The following is a 508-nucleotide window of genomic DNA, read 5'->3' as shown; positions in this document are numbered from 1 at the left end:
GTGCTGACCGAAACGATTGACTTGATCGGCGTCAAACCGAGTTGGTGCAGTTTGATGCCTGAAACGAAGATGACAAAACCGATAAATGCGCCAATGACGTTGGGATTTTTCAAAGCATCCAAGACTACGAGACGCAAGGAAAGCTTGTGTTCGATTGAAAATAAAGCAACTCCGTGCGTCCACATGAAAAAGTTGCAAACAACAAGGTAAGGCACTGAAAAAAAGACCGCGCTTTCGCCAAGAATTGCAGAAACGAGCGGGATGCCCATAAACCCTGCATTTGAATAGGCCGAACCATAAAGCAGCACTGAGCGCGTTTCCTGGTCTTTGAAAAATTTTTTGTTGATTATCAGGTGAGAAACGATGATGCTGACGCTATAGACCAGCGTGACTGCCAGGATTGCCTGAAAGAATGCAATCAGCCTTTTCATGGAAAAGCCGACGAGATACGCGTTGACGATCAGGCACGGCGAAATTATGTACAACAGGCAATTGGTCAGATCCTTAG

At 45.9% G+C, this 508-nt stretch carries 1 protein-coding gene; it reads right to left on the bottom strand.

Translation table 11 applies throughout. The annotated features are described in order from the left end of the window. Positions 1-485, bottom strand: a 485-nt coding sequence (locus KJQ99_RS09610) for an AEC family transporter (RefSeq protein ID WP_250325699.1), incomplete at its 3' end; no start/stop codon positions are given. Positions 486-508 lie beyond the last annotated feature (23 nt).

The sequence above is a fragment of the Campylobacter sp. 2018MI13 genome, assembly GCF_018501135.1.
Taxonomy (GTDB): Bacteria; Campylobacterota; Campylobacteria; order Campylobacterales; family Campylobacteraceae; genus Campylobacter_E.
The sequence above is the reverse complement of the archived record's forward strand: the minus strand, read 5'-3'. Positions and strand labels throughout refer to the sequence as shown.